The sequence below is a fragment of the Microbispora sp. NPDC049633 genome, assembly GCF_040675265.1.
GTDB classification, from domain to species: domain Bacteria; phylum Actinomycetota; class Actinomycetes; order Streptosporangiales; family Streptosporangiaceae; genus Microbispora; species Microbispora maris.
Map to the genome: position 1 here is coordinate 13,323 of NZ_JBFAOO010000039.1, position 15,570 is coordinate 28,892.

The 15,570-nt window shown below is 72.1% G+C and carries 14 protein-coding genes; 13 read left to right on the forward strand and 1 reads right to left on the reverse strand.

Annotated elements, in window-relative coordinates:
- The first annotated feature begins 76 nt into the window (after positions 1-76).
- The 12 genes from AB0J39_RS13115 (at position 77) to AB0J39_RS13170 (ending at position 9,331) form a co-directional block, all read left to right on the forward strand.
- The gene (locus AB0J39_RS13115) at positions 77-214 is read left to right on the forward strand and encodes a hypothetical protein (RefSeq protein WP_363463878.1); all 138 of its coding nucleotides are present in this window, start codon (positions 77-79) and stop codon (positions 212-214) included.
- 91 nt (positions 215-305) lie between these two features.
- A complete protein-coding gene (locus tag AB0J39_RS13120; protein ID WP_363463880.1) occupies positions 306-659 on the forward strand; it encodes a CD225/dispanin family protein in 354 nt (117 codons plus the stop codon).
- A gap of 5 nt (positions 660-664) precedes the next feature.
- Positions 665-1,096: a DUF2752 domain-containing protein gene (locus AB0J39_RS13125; protein WP_363463882.1), complete on the forward strand. Its 432-nt coding sequence runs from the start codon at positions 665-667 to the stop codon at positions 1,094-1,096.
- Between the two features lie 144 nt (positions 1,097-1,240).
- Complete coding sequence (gene trpC, locus AB0J39_RS13130; protein WP_363463883.1) at positions 1,241-2,065, forward strand: indole-3-glycerol phosphate synthase TrpC; 825 nt, start codon at positions 1,241-1,243, stop codon at positions 2,063-2,065.
- 47 nt (positions 2,066-2,112) lie between these two features.
- Entirely contained in the window at positions 2,113-3,336 is a 1,224-nt protein-coding gene (gene trpB / locus AB0J39_RS13135) for a tryptophan synthase subunit beta (RefSeq protein ID WP_363463934.1), read from the forward strand.
- 22 nt (positions 3,337-3,358) lie between these two features.
- Entirely contained in the window at positions 3,359-4,153 is a 795-nt protein-coding gene (trpA, locus tag AB0J39_RS13140; RefSeq protein WP_363463884.1) for a tryptophan synthase subunit alpha, read from the forward strand.
- A gap of 137 nt (positions 4,154-4,290) precedes the next feature.
- Positions 4,291-4,860, forward strand: coding sequence for a MauE/DoxX family redox-associated membrane protein (locus AB0J39_RS13145; RefSeq protein WP_363463885.1), 570 nt, complete (start codon positions 4,291-4,293; stop codon positions 4,858-4,860).
- Positions 4,861-4,911: 51 nt separating this feature from the next.
- The gene (locus tag AB0J39_RS13150; RefSeq protein ID WP_363463886.1) at positions 4,912-5,658 is read left to right on the forward strand and encodes a thioredoxin domain-containing protein; all 747 of its coding nucleotides are present in this window, start codon (positions 4,912-4,914) and stop codon (positions 5,656-5,658) included.
- The gene (locus tag AB0J39_RS13155) at positions 5,655-6,614 is read left to right on the forward strand and encodes an ADP-ribosylglycohydrolase family protein (protein WP_363463888.1); all 960 of its coding nucleotides are present in this window, start codon (positions 5,655-5,657) and stop codon (positions 6,612-6,614) included. Before AB0J39_RS13150 ends, AB0J39_RS13155 begins: the two co-directional genes overlap by 4 nt.
- 91 nt (positions 6,615-6,705) lie before the next feature.
- Positions 6,706-7,710, forward strand: a complete 1,005-nt coding sequence (lgt, locus tag AB0J39_RS13160; protein WP_363463890.1) for a prolipoprotein diacylglyceryl transferase — start codon at positions 6,706-6,708, stop codon at positions 7,708-7,710.
- The gene (locus tag AB0J39_RS13165; RefSeq protein WP_363463891.1) at positions 7,707-8,426 is read left to right on the forward strand and encodes a VIT1/CCC1 transporter family protein; all 720 of its coding nucleotides are present in this window, start codon (positions 7,707-7,709) and stop codon (positions 8,424-8,426) included. Before lgt ends, AB0J39_RS13165 begins: the two co-directional genes overlap by 4 nt.
- Entirely contained in the window at positions 8,423-9,331 is a 909-nt protein-coding gene (locus AB0J39_RS13170; protein ID WP_363463892.1) for a hypothetical protein, read from the forward strand. Before AB0J39_RS13165 ends, AB0J39_RS13170 begins: the two co-directional genes overlap by 4 nt.
- On the opposite strand, the gene AB0J39_RS13175 is transcribed toward AB0J39_RS13170, so the two are convergent.
- The gene (locus AB0J39_RS13175) at positions 9,305-10,879 is read right to left on the reverse strand and encodes a bis-aminopropyl spermidine synthase family protein (RefSeq protein WP_363463894.1); all 1,575 of its coding nucleotides are present in this window, start codon (positions 10,877-10,879) and stop codon (positions 9,305-9,307) included. The genes AB0J39_RS13170 and AB0J39_RS13175 overlap by 27 nt on opposite strands.
- A 159-nt stretch (positions 10,880-11,038) precedes the next feature.
- Here AB0J39_RS13175 and gltB point away from each other — a divergent pair, with 159 nt between their 5' ends.
- Complete coding sequence (gene gltB / locus AB0J39_RS13180) at positions 11,039-15,565, forward strand: glutamate synthase large subunit (protein WP_363463896.1); 4,527 nt, start codon at positions 11,039-11,041, stop codon at positions 15,563-15,565.
- Positions 15,566-15,570: the final 5 nt, after the last annotated feature.

Below are 15,570 nucleotides of genomic sequence, written 5' to 3' on the forward strand. Positions count from 1 at the left end.
GCTCGGTTTTGCCCTGAACGGCCCTTCCTTCTCGCTAAGCTTCCCGCCGACCTGAAGGATTTCACGGGAGCTTCGGATGAGCTACCAGCACCAGCCGTACGGGTGCCCGCCTTCCCCGGGGCGGGACACCGGCGGCCCGCTCCTGTGCGCCCTCGCGTCGTTCATCGGTGTGATTCCCGGCCACGTCGCTGTGGACCGGATCGCGGTGCTCTGATCAAGCCCCCGCGGCGGACGCGAAGAAGCGGCCGCCGATCCGGCTTCCGTCTCATACCGAACTCTCTCCCTACCGACAGCAGGAGCGACAAATGAGCTACGACCCCGGCAACCCCGGCGGCTTCCCTCCGCCCCCGCCTCCCGGCGGCGGTTACGGCGCCCCGATGCCGCCCGGCGGTGCCCCCCCGAACAACCACCTGGTGATGGCCATCGTCACGACGATCCTGTGCTGCCTCCCGCTGGGTGTCGTGTCGATCGTCTTCGCCAGCCAGGTCAACTCCAAGTGGATGGCGGGCGACTACCAGGGCGCGGTCGCGGCCTCGGAGTCGGCCAAGAAGTGGTGGATGGCGTCGCTGATCACCGGCATCGTGCTGCTGGTCCTGTACATCCTCTTCGTCGTCGTGCTGGGGGTCTTCAGCTTCAGCACCTCGACCACGTCATACTGAGGGTCATGACATCGACCGTCCCGGCGCGGCGCCCGGCGGACCGCTTGCGGTCCCTGCTGGCGCCGCTCGGCGTGGCGGCCGTCGCGTCGGCGGCGGCCGCGTACGTCGCCGCCGTGGACCCGAACGAGCCCGGGCACTATCCGACTTGCCCGCTCCTCTTCCTCACCGGGCTCTACTGCCCCGGATGCGGTTCGCTGCGCGCCGTCCACGCCTTGGGACACGCCGACGTGCTGAGCGCCCTGCACCTCAATCCGCTGCTGGTCGCGGCCGTCCCGTTCCTGTTCTACCGGTGGGCCCTCTGGGCATTACGATCATGGCAGGGACGGCCTGTGCGCACGAACCTCGCGCACCCCGCGTACCTGTGGGGACTTCTCGCCATCGTGATCGTTTTTTGGGTAATACGGAACACGCCTTTCGGGCATTTCCTCGCACCCTGAATCGACCCGGTGGCGGATCGACGCGAGACGGGCCGATACCATCGCAGGGCAGGACACGCAGAGCAGCCGACCGGAGGGACCCTTACGCGTGAGCGAGCGGACAGGCAAATCGCGCGAGCTCCGAGCCGAGAGCGAGGAGGACGCGTGAGTGTTCTTGAGGACATCATCCTGGGCGTGCGGGAGGACCTCGAAGAGCGGCAGCGCGACGTGCCGATCGAGGAGCTCAAGCGGCTCGCCGCCCGTGCCCCCGAGCCCCGTGACGCCTATGCCGCGCTCGGCGGCGACCGGGTGTCGGTCATCGCGGAGGTGAAGCGGTCGAGCCCCTCGAAGGGCGCGCTCGCCGCCATCGCCGACCCCGCCGCGCTCGCGGCGGACTACGAGGAGGGCGGCGCCCACGTCATCAGCGTGCTGACGGAGCGGCGCAGGTTCGGCGGCACCCTCGCCGACCTCGCCGCCGTGCGCGCGGCCGTGGACATCCCCATCCTGCGCAAGGACTTCATCGTCACCTCCTATCAGCTGTGGGAGGCCAGGGCGCACGGCGCGGACCTCGCCCTGCTCATCGTGGCGGCCCTCGACCAGCAGGCGCTCGTCTCGCTGATCGAGCGGGCCGAGTCGATCGGGCTCGCCCCGCTCGTCGAGGTGCACACCGAGGAGGAGCTGGTCCGGGCGGTCGACGCCGGCGCGAAGATCATCGGGGTCAACGCCCGCAACCTCAAGACGCTCGAGGTGGACCGCGAGGTGTTCGCCAAGCTCGCGCCCAAGGTGCCGGACGGCGTCATCAAGATCGCCGAGTCCGGCGTGCGCGGCCCGCACGACCTGCTCGCGTACGCGCGGGCGGGGGCGGACGCGGTGCTGGTGGGCGAGAGCCTGGTCACCGGCAAGGACCCCAAGGCCGCGGTCAACGACCTGGTGACCGCCGGCGCCCACCCGGCCTCGCGGCAGGACACCGGCTCCGAGAGGCACTCGTGAACGACAGCGCTGCAGAGGGAGGCCGCGTGACCCCGACGGAAGGGACCATGATCACCCCCGCCGACCTGGCCGGTGGCGGGGTCCGCGGCGACGACCCGGACGTCCACGGCAAGTTCGGCAGGTTCGGCGGCAGGTATGTCCCCGAGGCGCTCATCCCGGCCCTCGACGAGGTCGCCGCGGAGTACGAGAAGGCCAAGACCGACCTCGAGTTCATCCGCGAGTTCGACCACCTGCTGCGCACGTACGCCGGGCGTCCGACCACGCTGACCGAGGTGCCGCGGTTCGCTGAGCACGCGGGCGGCGCGCGGATCGTGCTCAAGCGCGAGGATCTGACCCACACGGGCGCACACAAGATCAACAACGTGCTCGGCCAGGCGCTGCTGACCAAGCGGCTCGGCAAGCGGCGCGTCATCGCGGAGACCGGGGCGGGGCAGCACGGCGTCGCCACCGCCACCGCCGCGGCGCTGATGGGCCTGGAGTGCGTCATCTACATGGGCGCCGTCGACTGCGAGCGCCAGGCGCTCAACGTGGCCAGGATGAAGCTCCTCGGCGCGACGGTCGTGCCGGTGACCAACGGCAGCCAGACCCTCAAGGACGCCATCAACGAGGCGTTCCGCGACTGGGTCACCAACGTCGACCACACCCATTACCTGTTCGGCACGGTCGCCGGGCCGCACCCGTTCCCGGAGATCGTCCGGGACTTCGCCCGGATCATCGGGGTCGAGGCGCGCCGTCAGGTCCTCGAGCTGACCGGCCGCCTGCCCGACGCCGTCTGCGCCGCCGTCGGCGGCGGGTCGAACGCCATCGGCGTCTTCCACGCCTTCATGGAGGACCAGGACGTCAAGCTGTACGGCTACGAGGCCGGCGGCCGGGGCCTGGACACGGGCGAACACGCGCTGACCCTGACCGAGGGCAGCGTCGGCGTGCTGCACGGCGCCCGCACCTACGTCCTGCAGGACGAGGAGGGCCAGACGATCGAGTCGCACTCGATCTCGGCCGGCCTCGACTACCCCGGCGTCGGCCCCGAGCACGCGTGGCTCAAGGACACCGGCCGCGCCACCTACGAGGGCGTGACCGACGAGGAGGCCATGGAGGCCTTCGCCCTGCTCGCCCGCACCGAGGGCATCATCCCGGCCATCGAGTCCTCGCACGCGCTCGCGGGCGCGCTGCGGCTGGGCCGCGAGCTCGGTCCCGACGCCGTCATCCTGGTGAACCTGTCGGGCCGCGGCGACAAGGACATGGGCACCGCGATGAAATACTTCAACCTCTGATCAGCATCGACAGGACATCCCGATGACGACACTCCAAGCGGTGTTCGACAAGGCCCGCGCCGAGGACAGGGCCGCGCTGGTCGGCTACCTGCCGGCCGGCTTCCCGACCAAGGACGGCGCGGTCGCCGCGGCGACCGCGATGGTCGAGGCCGGCTGCGACGTGATCGAGATCGGCCTGCCGTACTCCGATCCGCTCATGGACGGCCCGACCATCCAGGACGCGGTGCACCGGTCGCTGACCAACGGCACCCGCATCGCCGACGTGCTGCGCACCGTCGAGGGCGTGGCGAAGTCGGGGGCCGCGACGCTGGTCATGACGTACTGGAACCCGATCGACCGCTACGGCGCCGAGCGCTTCGCGCGCGACCTCGCCGCCGCGGGCGGCGTCGGGACCATCACCCCCGACCTGACGCCCGAGGAGTCCGAGCCCTGGCTCGCCGCGAGCAAGGAGGCCGGCATCGACACGGTCTTCCTCGTCGCGCCCAGCTCGCCGGACGAGCGCATCGAGCGGGTCGCCGCCTGCTGCACCGGCTTCGTGTACGCGGCGTCGCTGATGGGCGTGACCGGCGCGAGGGAGACCGTCAGCTCGGCGGCCGAGGGCCTGGTCAAGCGCACCAGGGCGCACACGGGGCTGCCCGTCTGCGTCGGCCTGGGCGTCGGCAACGGCACCCAGGCGGCCGAGGTCGCGGCGTACGCCGACGGCGTCATCGTCGGGTCCGCCTTCATCCGGCGCCTGCTCGACGCCCCGGACGAGAAGTCCGGTCTCGCGGCCGTTCGCGAACTCGGGTACGAACTCGCCCGGGGTGTCCGGCGCTGATCCGCCCTGAGGTTTCCTTCCCGTAGGTGCGCCACGACCGGCCGAGATAAGGCGGCTTACCATGCTCTTATCCAGCACATGGTGAGGTTGGGTCCCGGTACTGTTCAGTCGGTGTTGCCTACCGGGCGAGGAGACTCATGGTTCAGTTGGCATCCGGCACCTCGGTGTCCGAGCGGTTACAGCCTGCGAAGCCCGCGCTCTCCTGGGTCACGACCGCCGCACGGGTCGTGCTCGCCGGCGTACTGATCGTCGCCGGTGCGCTCAAGATCGGCGCGCCCGCGTTGTCGGTGCAGGCGGTGCGGGCCTACCAGCTCCTGCCCGACTCCGTCGCGCAGGTCGTGGGGTACGGCCTGCCCGTCTTGGAGATCATCACCGGCCTGCTGCTGCTCGTCGGCCTGTTCACACGCGCGGCGGCGGTCGTCGGCGGGGTGCTGATGGTGGCCTTCGTCGTCGGCATCGCGTCGGCCTGGGCCAGGGGGCTGCGCATCGACTGCGGCTGCTTCGGCGGCGACGGCACGCTGGCCGCGGGACAGGACCCCGACTACTTCTGGGAGCTGCTGCGCGACCTCGGGCTGCTCGTCTGCGCGGCGTGGATCGTCGTCAGGCCGGCGGGCCGCTTCTCGCTGGACTCCGCGCTGGGCTTCACCGGGGAGCGGGATACGACGGACGAGGACGGCTCGGACGACGGTGAGAACGACGGCGCGTGACCGCGGACGACCGCGGAACGTGGCCGAGGGGATAGCCAGGGGGGAAGTTTCGTGAGCAAGCGTACGAGCGAGGCGGCCAGGGCCCGCATCGCGGCCCAGCGGGAGGCCCTGCGCAAGCAGGAGCAGCGCAAGCGCGTCACGATGATCGTGACCATCGCGGTGGTCGCCGTGATCGCGGTCGCCTTCGCCGTGTGGTCGGTGCGCCAGGGGGCCTCGGAGAAGGTCGCGGGCGGCCTCGCTCCCGTCAGCGTGGAGAAGGACGGCACGGTCGTGATGGCCAAGTCCGGCGTGAACGCGCCCGTGGTCGACGTGTTCGAGGACTTCCAGTGCCCGGCGTGCAAGCAGTTCGAGGAGACCAGCGGCTCCACGCTGAAGAACCTGGCGGCCGAGGGCAAGGCCAAGGTCGTGTACCACCCGATCACGATCTTCGGGCAGGAGCCCACCAAGGGCAACTCGCTGCGGGCGGCCTCCGCGGCCCGGTGCGTGACCGACGGTCAGCAGTGGCTGGCGTACCACGACAAGCTCTACAAGAACCAGCCGAGTGAGACCGTGACCGGCTTCACCGCCGACGAGCTGATCAAGTGGGGCAAGGAGGCCGGCGTCACCGCCGACGATTTCGACACCTGCGTGCGGGAGCAGCGCAACGTCGCCGCTCACCAGCAGTTCACCGAGAAGACCATGAGCACGCAGAAGCTGACCGGCACGCCGACCGTCAAGCTCAACGGCAAGGACCTCGACACCAACGTCGCCTTCGTGCCGGCCTCGCTGCGCGACGCGGTGGAGAGCGCCGGCAAGTGACCTCCCGGGAGCGGAGGATCCACGCGGCGATGCTCGCCTTCGCGGCGGGCGACGCGCTCGGCGTGCCGTGGGAGGGCCGCCCGCCGGAGCGCGTCGACCCGGCCGAGGTCGTCCGGCTGCCCGCGCCGGACCGGGGCTGGCCGCGCGGCGCGACCTCCGACGACACGGCGCAGATGGTGCTGGTCGCCCGGTGCCTGGCCGATACGGGCGGGCGCCCCTCCTCGTTGGACTTCCTCACCCGGCTGGCCGGCGCGGCGCCCGCGGTGCGCGGCCTCGGGCCGACGACGCGGCGTGCCCTCGCGCGCTTCGCCGAGACGGGGGAGATCCCCGCGCCCTCGGCGGACGATCTGCCCACCAACGGCGCGGCCATGCGCGTCGCCCCGGCCGGGTGGGCCGTGCCGCCGGACCGCCCCGGACGCCGCCGGGACCTGTGCGAGGTGCTGTCCGTCGCGACGCACCGGGCGCCCGCGGCCGTGGCGGCGGCCTGCGTGATCGCGGCCATGGCGTCGTACGCGGTCGAGGGGGCCGGCCCGGCGGACCTGCTGGACGCGGCGGCGGCCGAGGCCCGCTGGGCGGGTGAACGCTACGGCCCGATGGACACCGTTATGGACACCGTTATGGACACCGTCATGGACACCGTGACGGCCGCCGCGCGCGGGCGGTGGTCGCCCCCGCCCGAGGGGGTCTCGCTGGACGCCGTGGAGACGGCCGCCGCGGTGGTCCACGTGATTCGCGAGGCTCCGGACCCGGCTGCCGCGCTGCCGTACGCCGTGTCGCTAGGCGGGGACGCCGACACGGTCGCGGCGCTCGCGGGAGGCGTACTCGGCGCGTGCGACCCCGAGGGGGTGACCGGGCTGGGCTGGCTCGGGCTGGTGGATCTCGGTGAGTACCCCGGCCTGGAGGACCTCGCCGCGCGCCTGTCCGCCCTCCGCGAGGACGCCGCCGCCGGACTCTGAACGGGGTGCGCCGGGGGGTCGGCGCAGGTCGGGCAGGCGATGCCCGTGCCTCGCTCCGGGGCCGCCCTCTCTTGCGGTAACGTCACGTTACATGCCCCTCCTCGCCTCGATTCCCAGCCCGTCACAGGGGGTCTGGAATCTCGGACCGATCCCGATCCGCGCGTACGCGCTGTGCATCGTGCTCGGTGTCATCGTCGCCGTCTGGATCGGCGAACGCCGCTGGCGCGCCCGTGGCGGCGCCCCCGGGACGATCACCGACCTCGCGGTCTGGGCCGTGCCGTTCGGCCTCGTCGGCGGACGTCTCTACCACGTCATCACCGACTGGCAGATCTACTTCGGCTCGGACGCGCCCAAGCGGCCGATCGACGCCCTGTTCATCTGGGAGGGCGGCCTCGGCATCTGGGGCGCGATCGCCCTCGGCGCGCTCGGTGTCTATATCGCCTGCCGCCGGCGCGGCATCTCCTTCACCGCCGTCGCCGACACCCTCGCCCCCGGTGTGGCCGTGGCCCAGGCCATCGGCCGCTGGGGCAACTACTTCAACCAGGAGCTGTTCGGCGGCCCCACCGACCTGCCGTGGGGCCTGGAGATCGAGCCGGGCCGCCCCGGCACCGTCCCCGGCGCGACCACGTACCACCCGGCGTTCCTGTACGAGTCGCTGTGGGACCTCGCGCTCGCCGTCGTGCTGATCCTGGCCGCCCGCCGGCTCACGCTGCGGCACGGCCGGGTGTTCGCGCTGTACGTGGCGGGCTACACGCTCGGCCGGTTCTGGATCGAGGGGCTGCGGGTGGATCCCGCCCACCAGATCCTCGGCCTGCGGCTGAACCAGTGGACCTCGATCGTCATCTTCCTGTGCGCGCTGGCGTACCTGTGGCTGGCCCGCAACCGCGCGGGCGAGGAGCCGCTGGGCGCGCAGATCGGCGACGGCGACCCCGCCCACGCCGACCCCGCTCACGGGCGGGACCAGGCCGACGAGCCGGAACTGCTGCGTGAGGAGGAACAGGACGAGACGCCAGGGGATCCCCAGGAGACGGCGGCCGCGGGCGCGAACGCCGCGAACGAGGCCGGCCCGGCGGAGGGGGAGGCCGACCGGCGATGACGAAGGCCACGACGGGGGCGCGGGCCGAGATCCATCACGAGCACCGGGACGTCAACGGCGGCTGGTTACGCCCGGCGGTGTTCGGCGCGATGGACGGGCTGGTCTCCAACTTCGCGTTGATCGCGGGCGTCGCCGGCGGCACCGCCGAGACCAGGATCATCGCGCTCGCGGGCATCGCCGGCCTGGCCGCCGGAGCGTTCTCCATGGCGGGCGGCGAGTACGTGTCGGTCGCCAGCCAGCGCGAGCTCGCGCAGGCCGAGATCGACGTCGAGCGGCGGGAGCTGGAGCGGCACCCGGAGGCCGAGGAGGCCGAGCTCGCCCGCATGTACGAACAGCGGGGTGTGGACCCGGAGACCGCCAGGGAGGTCGCCCGGCAGATCTCCCGCGACCCGGAGGAGGCCCTGGCCGTCCACACGCGGGCCGAGCTGGGCGTGGACCCCGGCGACCTGCCCTCTCCGGTGCTCGCCGCCGTGTCGTCGTTCCTGTCGTTCAGCCTGGGCGCGATCGTCCCGCTCCTGCCGTACCTGCTGGGTGTGCGGGGGCTGTGGATCTCCGCCGTGGCGTCCATGGTGGCGCTGTTCGCCGCCGGGGCCGTGGTCTCCCGGGTGACGGCCCGCAGCTGGTGGTTCAGCGGCCTGCGCCAGCTCGTGGTGGGCGCCGTGGCCGCGGCGCTGACCTGGGGCCTGGGCTCGTTGATTGGAACCGGCGGTCTATGACCAAGCGCAAGCGCCGGTCGTCCGCGCCGGCCCCGGGCAGGACCGGGGCCGCCCTCACCGAGCTGGGGCTGGACGACCGGAAGCAGCGGGTGTTCGTGTGGTCGGTCGTCGGTGCGGGAGTGCTGGCGATCGCCCTGGTGCTGACGCTGACGATCAACGCGATCGGCGGGGCGCCGCCGCCGGCGGCGCAGGCGGCGGGCGGCGTGGTCGGGGAGGGACTTCCCGCGTCCTTCCAGTCCTGGCCGACGCTGAAGGAACTGGCCCCGGTGCGGGATCGGAAGGCCGACTCCGCGCCGCTGACCGCCCAGGAGGTGTTCGGCGCGCGGACGCTCGCGGCGGGGAAGGTCACGCTGCGCAGGCTCGCCAGCCGTCTGGACCAGTCCTGCGCCGGCGCGGTGTGGGGAGCCGACCTCGCCGACGCCCTGGCCGAGGCCGGATGCACACAGGCGGTCCGCGGCCTGTACACCACGGCCGACGGCGCGTACGTCGCGCAGTACACCCTGTTCAACCTCGCGGACGTCGCGGCGGCCGACTCGCTGGCGAAGTCGCTCACGTCGCTCTACCGGGGCGCCTGGGTGCAGCCGCTGGACTCGCCCCGAGCGAGGTTCGGCGCCTACAGCGAGGCCAACGCCTACGTCCTGGGGCACTACCTCGGGGTGGCCTGGGTCGGCAGGACCGACGGCGCGGAACCGGGGGAGAGGGACGACTTCATCATGCTCGGCCTGGCCGTGCGGGAGGCCGAGAAGGCGGTCTTCCGCCGCGTGGTCAAGGTCGCCGGGGTGCCGTCGGACCCCACGCAGCCGCCGGGCCCGGCCGACACCGCCCAGCCCTCGGAGGCTCCTCCCACCGACCCCGGCGCGACCACTTCGGTGCAGCCGTCAGCCTCCCTCCCCGCCGCCCGGTAGCCGCGTCGCGGTGATCAGCGCCGCCATCTGGGCGAACCGGTGGAGGGGGAGTTCGAGCGGCGTGGCGTCCAGTGCCCACGGCGCGGCCTCCTCGACGGCCGCCCTGGCCTGCCGCTTGGTGAGCCCGGCCGTCTCGGTGAGCGCCTCCCGCCAGGTGTTGGCGACCTTCCCGTGCGCGTTGTCCATGATCGTGCGCACCGCCCGGTCCGTGCCGCCGTCCGGCCGCGCGAGCCGTACGGCGTCGAGCACGTGGCCCGTTTCCGGGGGCGCGACAGTCAGCGAGTAGACGGGGGCCAGCAGCGCGGCCAGCGCGGCCGGGTCCGTGATCGGACCGGCCGTGAGCACGCGCACGTGCCGGGCGCGCGTCGCGAGCAGCAGGCGGGGCAGCGCCGCCTCCAGCCCGGCCGGCACGGCGATCGCCACGCGCCCGGGATCCGAGGCGTACGGCTTGGCCAGCAGGGTGGCGAGCCGGGTGCGCGGCACCTGGGGCAGCAGGCCGCGCGGCCAGTCGCCGGCGAGCAGGTCCGGCCCGAACGCCGTCACGGCCGCCTCGCCGGGCGGCGCCGCCGGGGCGGACTCGACGGCCTGGGGGCCCTGCGTGTAGATGGCCGTGGCGAGGCGGTCGAGCCGGGCGGCGATCGCCGGCCACGTCTTCGTGGTGGGGCGCAGCACGTACAGGTCCGCCGCGCTGCCGATCGCCTCCGCGCCGTGATACCGGTTGAAGTGCGGAAATATCGCCTCTTGCAGCAGGTTGAGGTCGATGAGTGCCTTCTGCACTTTGAGGGCGAGCATCGGAGTGCGCTCGGACGCGCCGTAGGCCACCAGGATGCGTCCCCGGTCGCGGTCGCGCAGGCCCTCGGCGGCGCGGGCGGCGAACAGCCCGATCCCGTCCGGCGTGTACGGCGGGTCGGTGATCGCGAGGTCGGCCCAGCCGCGCAGCGACGGCGGCAGGCCGAGGCGCAGATCCGCCCAGCGGGTGCGCACTCCCAGATCCTGGGCGTCGATGTACTCCAGGATGCGGTCGTCGATGTCGGCCACGGCGACCTCGACCTCGGGGTGGACCATCCGCACGGCCAGCGAGGTCAGATCGTGGTCGCCGACGCACAGCAGGCGGGCGCCGGGCAGCCAGAACCGCCGCCCCAGCAGCAGGGCCCGGCGCAGAACCGTCTCCGCGGTCGCGGAGACGTGGTCGAGCGCGTGCCGCCCCCGGGGGGCTCCGGCGATCAGGGTCTCCAGGCGGTCGAGCGTCTCGGCGTGCGCCGCGACCATTTCGGAGACCGGATTCCCGAGACCGGAAATATCCGTATCAATTGGGACGTTGTAGCGGTTGACCTGATCGCTGGGAATACGGACACGGTCACCGCTGTGCTCAAGGGGGAGCACCCGCAGCAGCGACTCGATCGTCCGCCGCGACGTCGCGGTCTCCCTGACCAGGTCGGACAAGGTCCACCAGCGGCCGCCGGACAGGAGCGCCAGCGCTCCGCGCAGGCGCAGGCCGTCCACGCCGGCCTCCGCGAGCAGTTCGTCGATCGCCTCATGACCACTCATGCGCAAACCATATCCACGGCGCTGACCTGTGAAGGTTCGCGAAGCGGACCTGGGGGGCACTATTCCGGCAGCGTGTTGTAATCTCTAAAGCACTCAACCCGCAGCAGGGCCAGCGTCGTCCCTCTGTTCCACGCAGACGTTGACGACGGGAGTGACTACATGCCTGCTGCCCGCCTTGGCCTTCCCGGAGGTCTCCCCGAGCCCCAGGGACTCTACGACCCCGGATTCGAGCACGACGCCTGTGGCGTAGCAATGGTGGCCGATGTCGCCGGCCGCCGCAGCTACGACATCGTCGCCAAGGCACTGACCGCGCTCCGCAACCTCGACCACCGGGGTGCCAGCGGCAGCGAGCCGGACACCGGCGACGGTGCGGGCATCCTCACCCAGATCCCCGACGCGTTCTTCCGCGCGACAGTGGACTTCCCGCTGCCGCCCGAGGGCGCGTACGCCGCGGGCACCGCGTTCCTGCCGCTGGACGAGCAGGCGAGGGCCTCCGCGGTCGGCCTCATCGAGGAGATCGCCGCCGAGGAGGGCGTCACCGTCCTCGGCTGGCGCGACCTGCCGGTGGACCGCGACCTGCCCGGCGCCACCGCACGCGCGGTCATGCCCCACTTCGCCCAGCTGTTCGTCACCTCGCCCGGCGGTGAGACCGGCGTCGACCTCGACCGGATCGTGTTCGCCTTCCGCAAGCGGGCCGAGCACGAGGCGGACGTCTACTTCGCCTCGCTGTCTTCGCGGACGATCGTCTACAAGGGCATGCTGACCTCGCTCCAGGTCGACCCGTTCTTCGCCGACCTGTCCGACGAGCGCTACGTCAGCGCCATCGCGCTGGTCCACTCGCGCTTCTCGACCAACACCTTCCCCTCCTGGCCGCTGGCCCACCCGTACCGGTACGTCGCGCACAACGGCGAGATCAACACCGTGCGCGGCAACCGCAACTGGATGCGCGCCCGCGAGGCGATGCTCGCCACCGGCCTGATCCCGGGCGACCTGCGGCGGCTGTTCCCGATCTGCGACCCCGACGGCTCCGACACCGCGTCGTTCGACGAGACGCTGGAGCTGCTGCACCTCGGCGGCCGGTCGCTGCCGCACGCCGTGCTGATGATGATCCCGGAGGCGTGGGAGAACCACACGGAGATGGACCCGGCCCGCCGGGCCTTCTACGAGTTCCACTCCACGCTCATGGAGGCGTGGGACGGCCCCGCGTCGATCACCTTCTCCGACGGCACGCTGGTCGGCGCGGTCCTCGACCGCAACGGCCTGCGCCCGGGCCGGTTCTGGGTCACCGACGACGGCCTCGTCGTGCTCGCCTCCGAGGCGGGCGTGCTGTCCGACATCCCGCAGGAGAAGGTCGTCCGCAAGGGCCGCCTGCAGCCGGGCCGCATGTTCCTGGTCGACACCGCGCGCGGCCGGATCATCGAGGACGACGAGATCAAGGCCGAGCTCGCCGCCGCCGAGCCGTACGGCGAGTGGCTGCACGCGGGCCTGGTCCGCTTCGAGGAGCTGCCCGAGCGCGAGCACGAGCACCCGACCCACGAGGCGCTGGTCAAGCGGCAGCAGACCTTCGGCTACACCGAGGAGGAGCTGCGGGTCATCCTCACGCCGATGGCGAAGAACGGCGCCGAGCCCATCGGCTCGATGGGCACCGACACCCCGGTGGCGGTGCTGAGCGAGAAGCCGCGGCTGCTGTTCGACTACTTCAGCCAGCTGTTCGCACAGGTCACCAACCCGCCGCTGGACGCCATCCGCGAGGAGCTCGTCACCTCGCTGCAGTCGACGATCGGCCCCGAGGGCAACCTGCTCGACCCCGGCCCGGCCTCCTGCCGCCGGCTCGTGCTGCCCTACCCGGTGATCGACAACGACGAGCTCGCGAAGATCGTCCACATCAACGACGAGGGCGCGCTGCCCGGCTTCCAGCCGTACGTCGTGTCCGGCCTGTTCGACGCGGCCGGCGGCGGCGAGGCGCTGGTGCGGCGGCTGGAGGAGATCCGCCAGGAGGTCTCCCGGGCCATCGAGGACGGCGCGCGGATCATCGTGCTGTCCGACCGCGGGTCGTCCCGCGAGCGGGCGCCGATCCCGTCGCTGATGCTCACCGGCGCGGTGCACCACCACCTCATCCGGGAGAAGTCCCGCACCCGGGTCGGTCTCGTGATCGAGACCGGCGAGGCCCGCGAGTGCCACCACATGGCCCTGCTCATCGGCTACGGCGCGAGCGCGATCAACCCCTACCTCGCCCTGGAGACGGTCGAGGACATGATCGCGACGGGCCGGCTCGACCTCGACCCGCGCAAGGCCGTGCGCAACCTGATCAAGGCGTACGGCAAGGGCGTGCTCAAGGTCATGTCCAAGATGGGCGTGTCCACGGTCGCCTCCTACACCGGCGCGCAGATCTTCGAGGCACTCGGCCTCGGCGCCGAGGTCATCGACCAGTGCTTCACCGGCACCACCTCCCGCCTCGGCGGCGTCGGCTTCGACGTGCTCGCGACGGAGGCCCTGGAGCGGCACGCGCGGGCCTACCCCCGCGCGGAGAACCCGCACCGGCGGCTGGAGGTCGGCGGCGAGTACCAGTGGCGCCGCGAGGGCGAGCCGCACCTGTTCAACCCGACCACCGTCTTCAAGCTGCAGCACTCCACCCGCACCCGGCGGTACGAGATCTTCAAGGAGTACACGTCCCTCGTGGACGGGCAGTCCGAGAATCTCATGACGCTGCGCGGTCTGTTCAAGCTGCGTCCCGCCGGCGCGCCCGTGCCGATCGACGAGGTCGAGCCGGTCGAGTCGATCGTCAGGCGGTTCTCCACCGGCGCCATGTCGTACGGCTCCATCTCGATGGAGGCGCACGAGACGCTGGCCATCGCGATGAACCGGCTCGGAGCCAAGTCGAACACCGGCGAGGGCGGGGAGGACCCCGAGCGGCTGTACGACCCCGCGCGGCGCAGCGCGATCAAGCAGGTGGCCTCCGGCCGCTTCGGCGTGACCAGCGAGTACCTCGTCAACGCCGACGACCTGCAGATCAAGATGGCGCAGGGCGCCAAGCCCGGCGAGGGCGGCCAGCTGCCCGGCCACAAGGTGTACCCGTGGATCGCCAAGACCCGGCACTCCACGCCCGGCGTCGGCCTCATCTCGCCGCCGCCGCACCACGACATCTACTCGATCGAGGACCTGGCCCAGCTCATCCACGACCTGAAGAACTCCAACCCGCGCGCCCGCGTCCACGTGAAGCTGGTCGCCGAGGTCGGGGTCGGGACCGTGGCGGCGGGCGTCAGCAAGGCCCACGCCGACGTCGTGCTGATCTCCGGTCACGACGGCGGCACCGGCGCCTCCCCGCTGACCTCGGTCAAGCACGCGGGCGCCCCCTGGGAGCTCGGCCTGGCCGAGACCCAGCAGACGCTGCTGCTCAACGGGCTGCGCGACCGCATCGTCGTGCAGGCCGACGGCCAGCTCAAGACCGGCCGCGACGTGATCATCGCGGCGCTGCTCGGCGCCGAGGAGTACGGCTTCGCCACCGCTCCGCTGGTCGTCTCCGGCTGCGTCATGATGCGGGTCTGCCACCTCGACACCTGCCCGGTGGGCGTGGCCACGCAGAACCCCGAGCTGCGCAAGCGGTTCACCGGCAAGCCCGAGTTCGTGGTGAACTTCTTCGAGTTCATCGCCCAGGAGGTGCGCGAGTACCTCGCCGAGCTCGGCTACCGCTCGCTGGACGAGGTCATCGGGCGGGCCGACCTGCTCGACACCACCCAGGCCGTCGAGCACTGGAAGGCCTCCGGCCTCGACCTGTCGCCGATCCTGCACCAGCCGGAGCTGCCCGAGGGCACCCCGCGCCGCAAGGTCGTCGAGCAGGACCACGGGCTCGACAAGGCGCTGGACAACACCCTGATCCAGCTCGCCGAGGGCGCGCTGAACCTCGGCGAGCCGGTGACGCTGGAGCTGCCCATCCGCAACGTCAACCGCACGGTCGGCACGATGCTCGGCCACGAGGTGACCAAGCGGTACGGCGGCGCCGGACTGCCGGACAACACGATCGACGTGTCGTTCACCGGGTCGGCCGGCAACTCGTTCGGCGCGTTCGTGCCGCGCGGCGTCACGCTGCGGCTGACCGGCGACGCCAACGACTACCTCGGCAAGGGCCTGTCGGGCGGCCGGATCGTCGTCCGCCCGCACCCCGACGCGCCGTTCGAGGCCGAGACGCAGGTCATCTCCGGCAACGTCGGCCTGTACGGCGCGACGTCCGGCGAGGTCTTCGTCCGCGGCGTCGTGGGCGAGCGGTTCTGCGTCCGCAACTCCGGCGCGACCGCCGTCGTCGAGGGCGTGGGCGACCACGGCTGCGAGTACATGACCGGCGGCCGGGCCGTCGTCCTCGGGCCGACCGGCCGCAACTTCGCCGCGGGCATGTCGGGCGGCGTCGCGTACGTGCTCGACCTGCGGCCCGAGCGGGTCAACCGCGAGATGGTCGAGCTGGAGGCGCTGGACGACGAGGACGCCGAGTTCCTGCGGGAGATCGTCGACAGGCACTTCGCGGAGACCGGGTCCACGGTGGCCAAGGCGCTGCTCGCCGACTGGGACGTCGCGCTCGGCCGCTTCTCCAAGGTGATGCCGTCGGACTACAAGCGGGTCCTGCTGGCGCGGGCCGCCGCCGAGGCCGAGGGCCGCGACATCGACGAGGCGGTCATGGCCGCCGCACACGGATAAGGGGG

Coding starts and splice junctions, on each gene's coding strand:
- AB0J39_RS13125 (WP_363463882.1), top strand. CDS start 665: ATGACATCGACCGTCCCGGCGCGGCGCCCGGCGGACCGCTTGCGGTCC.
- AB0J39_RS13145 (WP_363463885.1), top strand. CDS start 4,291: ATGGTTCAGTTGGCATCCGGCACCTCGGTGTCCGAGCGGTTACAGCCT.
- AB0J39_RS13175 (WP_363463894.1), bottom strand. CDS start 10,879: ATGAGTGGTCATGAGGCGATCGACGAACTGCTCGCGGAGGCCGGCGTG.
- trpB (WP_363463934.1), top strand. CDS start 2,113: ATGATCACCCCCGCCGACCTGGCCGGTGGCGGGGTCCGCGGCGACGAC.
- AB0J39_RS13115 (WP_363463878.1), top strand. CDS start 77: ATGAGCTACCAGCACCAGCCGTACGGGTGCCCGCCTTCCCCGGGGCGG.
- AB0J39_RS13120 (WP_363463880.1), top strand. CDS start 306: ATGAGCTACGACCCCGGCAACCCCGGCGGCTTCCCTCCGCCCCCGCCT.
- AB0J39_RS13170 (WP_363463892.1), top strand. CDS start 8,423: ATGACCAAGCGCAAGCGCCGGTCGTCCGCGCCGGCCCCGGGCAGGACC.
- trpA (WP_363463884.1), top strand. CDS start 3,359: ATGACGACACTCCAAGCGGTGTTCGACAAGGCCCGCGCCGAGGACAGG.
- AB0J39_RS13165 (WP_363463891.1), top strand. CDS start 7,707: ATGACGAAGGCCACGACGGGGGCGCGGGCCGAGATCCATCACGAGCAC.
- lgt (WP_363463890.1), top strand. CDS start 6,706: ATGCCCCTCCTCGCCTCGATTCCCAGCCCGTCACAGGGGGTCTGGAAT.
- gltB (WP_363463896.1), top strand. CDS start 11,039: ATGCCTGCTGCCCGCCTTGGCCTTCCCGGAGGTCTCCCCGAGCCCCAG.